At 43.3% G+C, this 5,014-nt stretch carries 5 protein-coding genes; all 5 read right to left on the bottom strand.

What is annotated here, in order from left to right; genetic code table 11:
- Positions 1-354: alcohol dehydrogenase catalytic domain-containing protein (locus B4033_RS02810; protein ID WP_286831941.1), on the bottom strand; the 354-nt coding region annotated here is incomplete at its 3' end.
- A 21-nt stretch (positions 355-375) separates the two neighbouring features.
- On the bottom strand, positions 376-1,161 hold the full coding sequence (locus B4033_RS02805) for an acetoin reductase (protein ID WP_286831939.1): 786 nt from the start codon (positions 1,159-1,161) through the stop codon (positions 376-378).
- A gap of 11 nt (positions 1,162-1,172) precedes the next feature.
- Positions 1,173-2,573: a dihydrolipoyl dehydrogenase gene (gene lpdA, locus B4033_RS02800; RefSeq protein WP_108619592.1), complete on the bottom strand. Its 1,401-nt coding sequence runs from the start codon at positions 2,571-2,573 to the stop codon at positions 1,173-1,175.
- 11 nt (positions 2,574-2,584) lie between these two features.
- Positions 2,585-4,120 (bottom strand): 2-oxo acid dehydrogenase subunit E2, encoded by a 1,536-nt coding sequence (locus tag B4033_RS02795; protein WP_286831936.1) that lies wholly within the window; start codon positions 4,118-4,120, stop codon positions 2,585-2,587.
- 1 nt (position 4,121) lies between these two features.
- The coding region (locus B4033_RS02790; RefSeq protein ID WP_286831934.1) for an alpha-ketoacid dehydrogenase subunit beta at positions 4,122-5,014 on the bottom strand (893 nt) is incomplete at its 5' end.

Raw genomic sequence — 5,014 nt, 5'->3', positions numbered from 1 at the left:
CATATTTTTTGATAAATGATACTTATCATTGGGGCCAGTCGGCACATCGTCAGCAATAATGTAGGGTTCAACTACGACATGTTGCCCAATTTGGATATCATCTACACCCTCTCCAACTGCATAAACCACGCCTGAAAATTCATGTCCCATTGTTACAGGTGCAGATTCTCCCGAAATTGGGTGTGGGTGACCACAAGGTGGAATAAAAATAGGACCTTCCATGAATTCATGTAAATCTGTACCGCAAATACCACACCACGCAACTTGAATTCCAACTGTGCCTGGAAGTACTTTCGGTTCAGGGATATCTTCAATTCGAATATCCCCTCGGTCATAAAAACGAGCCGCTTTCATTGTGTATTCCTTATATTGATGTTAACGGTAAACCATTCCACCATCTGTCAAAATAGACTGACCTGTAATGTAGTTTGCATCCTCACTGGCTAAAAATGCAACTAATGCAGCCACGTCATCTGGTGTTTCAGCACGTCCTAAAGCAATACCATCTACATATTTTTTATACGTTTGACCAACTGGTGAGCCTGTAATTTCAGAGAACCGCTGATCTATTTCGACCCACATGTCTGTACCCACAACACCCGGACAATAACTATTTACAGTAATTTTAGCACTGGCATATTCTTTAGCCGCAGCTTGCGTCAATGCACGAACTGCAAATTTAGTTGCCGAATAAACACCGAGCAAAGCAAAACCTTCATGACCTGCTATTGAGCATGCATTAATAATTTTTCCAGCCTGTTGGCGTTGTTTAAATTTATTTGCTGCGGCTTGAATCCCCCAAAGTACACCACCGACATTGATGTTCATAATTTGGGTAAATTCACTCGGCGTTACTTCTGCCAAAGCTTTGACTTGTGCAATACCTGCATTATTAATCATGATATCAAAACCATTAAGTGTCGATTCTGCATGATTAATAGCGTCACTGATTTGTATTGGATCTGAAATATCCGCAATAAATGTGGTGGCTTTTACGCCAAAGGCTTCAACCTCTTTTTGAACAGTATTTAACTTTTCTTGATGAAGATCGACCAAGGCAATATGAACACCTTCTTGTGCTAAACGTAAGGCAATACCACGTCCAATGCCTTGTGCCGCACCCGTAATTAAAGCAACTTTGTTGTTTAAACCTCTAGGCATGTTGCGACTCCTTAAATATGGATTGCACGTTGCATCGCCGACAAGACCGACTCATGCATCGCCTCAGACAAAGTAGGATGAGGGAAAATGACCTGCGCTAAGCTTTCATCTGTAGCTTCTAGGTATTTCGCGATGGCAAAACCTTGAATGTGTTCGGTGACTTCATGTCCAACCATGTGAGCACCCAACAATTCACCCGTTTCCTGACTAAAAATGGTTTTAATAAATCCTGCGCTATCGCCCAAAGCCAATGCTTTACCATTCGCTTGTAAAGGAAACTTACCCACATTGATATTCAAGCCCGTAGCTTTCGCTTTCTGTTCTGTCAAACCAATACTGGCCACTTGCGGATGGGTAAAAATACAGCCCGGAATTTGTGTACGATCTAAAGCATGTACATGATCTAAACCTGCAATTTTCTCCACACAAAGAATAGCCTCGTGACTGGCCTTGTGTGCCAAACACGGTGCGCCTGCAACATCGCCAATTGCATATACGCCCACAATATTAGTTTTGCACCATGAGTCGACTTTAATAAAACCATTCTCTAATTCGACACCTAAAGCTTCTAGGCCAAGATTTTCAGCATTTGGTTTCACGCCAATAGCTGAAAGCACCTTTTCAACAGTAATGATTTGTACACCTGTGGCAGTTTCAATATGACAATGTACTTGAGCCTGATCAGTTTCTATTTTTTTTACAGTCGCTTCGGTTAAAACCTGCATACCCTGCTGTTCAAATTGCTTTTGTACATACTTCGCAACTTCAATGTCTTCGCTAGGAAGAATCTGCTTTGCAATATCAACCAAGGTGACTTGGCAGCCTAAGTCTTGGTATAGGCTTGCAAACTCACTGCCTATAGCACCCGAACCAATGACCAGTAAAGATTTTGGTAATTGTTCTGGAACTAAAGCCTCTTTATAACTCCAGACCTGATGGCCATCTACAGGAATATGAGGCAAATTGGCCGCACGTGCGCCTGTTGCGACAATAATATGCGGTGCTGAAATCTGCTGTTTTTGACCATTCGCATCTGTAAGCTCTAATTGCTCTTTGGCAATAAACTGGGCTGCTGCGTTAAAAACAGTGATTTGATTTTTTTTCAATAGTTGACCGATACCTTGCACCAGTTGCTCAGAAACCTGTCTGCTATGATGGACCAGTTTTTGAATATCAAAATCAATCGCGTTAAGCGTAAAGCCAAACTGCCCTGCATGTTTGAACTGCTGCGCAAGCACAGCCCCGCTCAATAATGCCTTGGTTGGAATGCATCCCCAATTAAGACATACTCCGCCTAAGTGTTGTTTTTCAACGATTGCCGTTTTTAATCCCAGTTGCGCTGCGCGAATCGCAGCGACATATCCTCCAGGACCAGCACCAATAACCACAAGATCAAATTGTGTATCTGACATGACTATTCCTCCTACACCAAAATTAATGCAGGATTTTCGACAAACTGCTTAAATGCCGATAAGAATTGAGCACCCAACGCACCATCAATGACACGATGATCACAAGACAATGTTGCGGTCACCATTTCACGAACAACAATCTCATCATTTTCAACGACAGCACGTTTCTCTGCTGCACCTAAGGCTAGAATTGCACCTTGAGGCGGGTTAATAATGGCATCAAACTGTTGAATACCAAGCATGCCCAAATTGGAAATACTGAAACTGCCCCCTTGAAACTCATCAGGTGCCAATTTTCCAGTTTTGGCACGTGTCGCCAGATCACGCATATCATTGGAAATTTGCGCCAAAGATTTACGGTTCGCTGCTTTAATAATTGGCGTGATCAGTCCATTTTCGATGGCTACAGCAACCGAAATATCAGCCTGTTCAAACTGTAAAATCTGCTGATTCTCTTCATCAAACTGAACATTAACTTGTGGAACTTTAATCAGTGCAGCAGCAGCAGCTTTAATCAGCATATCATTAATGGACAGTTTGACTTGCGGTACAGTACTGTTAATTTGCTGACGCAAAGCCTGAACCGACTCAACATTTAAGTCTATCGTTAAGCGAAAATGTGGTGCATTGCGTTTTGCCGCTTGTAGCCGTGCAGCGATTGCTTTACGCATACCATTCATAGCTACGGTGGTGAATTTTGCTGACTCTGTTGGATGCGCATACTCAGTATGTTGAGCTTGTACAGGGTTTTCACGTTGATATACAGCTTCAACATCTTCCTTACAGACTCGTCCACGTGAACCCGATGCACGACAATCATGCAAATTAATGCCCCATTGTTTTGCCAAACGGCGAGCAACAGGTGTTGCTAGAACATCACTATCATCTGCTTTAGATTTCGCGGCTTTCGTACTAGCTTGATGACGTACATCTGGCCAAGAACCACCAGCAGCTTGAACTGCGGCCTGAATATCTTGAACACTGATACGGCCTTCACGTCCAGAACCCGTAATCTGAGCCAAGTTTACATTATGCTTTTCAGCCAATTTCAAGGCATGTGGCGTTGCAAAAATATCATCGCTTTGTTGGTAGCCTTGTAACTCATCAGGAATAGAATATCCGCCCTGAGTCACCGCTTTTGATCCATTACCAACACTGTTCTGTTTAGGAGCAGCTTGTACTTTGCTTTCAACTTGAGCCACATCGACTTTTTCAGGAACCGCTGCTACCGCTTTATTTTCAGTTACAGCAGGTGTTCCACCTAAAGACTGTGCAAATGCTTCAACTTCTGCATCGGAAACTTGAGCGTCTGCACAAATTGCAATGACTCCACCTACGACCAGTGTGTCACCATCGTTAGCAATAATTTTTCGTAGCAGGCCATCAAAAGGTGCCTCCAATACATTGACGATTTTTGTGGTTTCAATTTCACAAATTTCCTGTCCTTTACTAAATTGGGTACCTTCCTGAATCAGCCATTGGGCAATCGTACCCTCTTCCATGGACAAACCCCATTTTGGGATTTCTAAAGTTTTAATTTCGCTCATCCTAAGCCTCCAACGTCTTGCGTACAGCCTGTTCGATGCGTTCTACACTAGGTAGCCATTCTTTTTCTAGTACTGGTGAAAATGGTACGGGTGAGTGTGGTGGAGTGACTAATTCGATTGGTGCTTTAAGATAATGAAAGCCTTTCTGGGCAATAAGCGCAGCCACATCATGTCCGAAACCACAACGTGCTGCTGATTCATCTACAATCACCACACGACCTGTTGAAGCTACTGACTCTAAAATGCCATCTTCGTCTAATGGTGAAATGGTTCTAGGGTCAACCACTTCAACCGAAATGCCTTCTTTTGCGAGCTTATCAGCGACTTCATTGGCACGATGTACCATCAAACTTAAGGCAATAATGGTGATATCAGTACCTTCACGGGTGTAATTTGCGACACCAAAAGGAATAGTGTAGGACTCATCTGGCACTTCGCCCTTAATGTCGTACAACAACTTGTGTTCACAAAAGACTACTGGGTCGTCATCTCGAATGGCTTGAATCAACAACCCTTTTACATCATAGGCACTTGAAGGCACCACCACTTTTAAACCAGGCACTGAGGCAAACACGTTATATGGCGACTGAGAATGCTGCGCTGCTGCGGAAAAACCTGCACCAATCATGCCACGTACAACGAGTGGCGCTTTGGCTTTGCCGCCAAACATGTAGCGAAATTTAGCTGCTTGGTTATACAGCATGTCATAACACACGCCGTAAAAATCCATAAACATTAAATCTGCCACAGGTCTTAAACCCGTTGCAGCAGCACCTGCCGCCATACCAATAATCGCTGATTCTGTAATTGGAGTATCAATGACTCGTTCAGAACCAAATTCAGTCCATAAGCCTTTGGTTACACCAAGTACACCGCCAAAACCTTCCAGCTTAT

The organism is Acinetobacter sp. UBA3132 (assembly GCF_002364825.1).
Taxonomy (GTDB): domain Bacteria; phylum Pseudomonadota; class Gammaproteobacteria; order Pseudomonadales; family Moraxellaceae; genus Acinetobacter; species Acinetobacter schindleri.
Note: the sequence above shows the minus strand (reverse complement) of the source record. Positions and strands in the feature narration are given on the sequence as shown.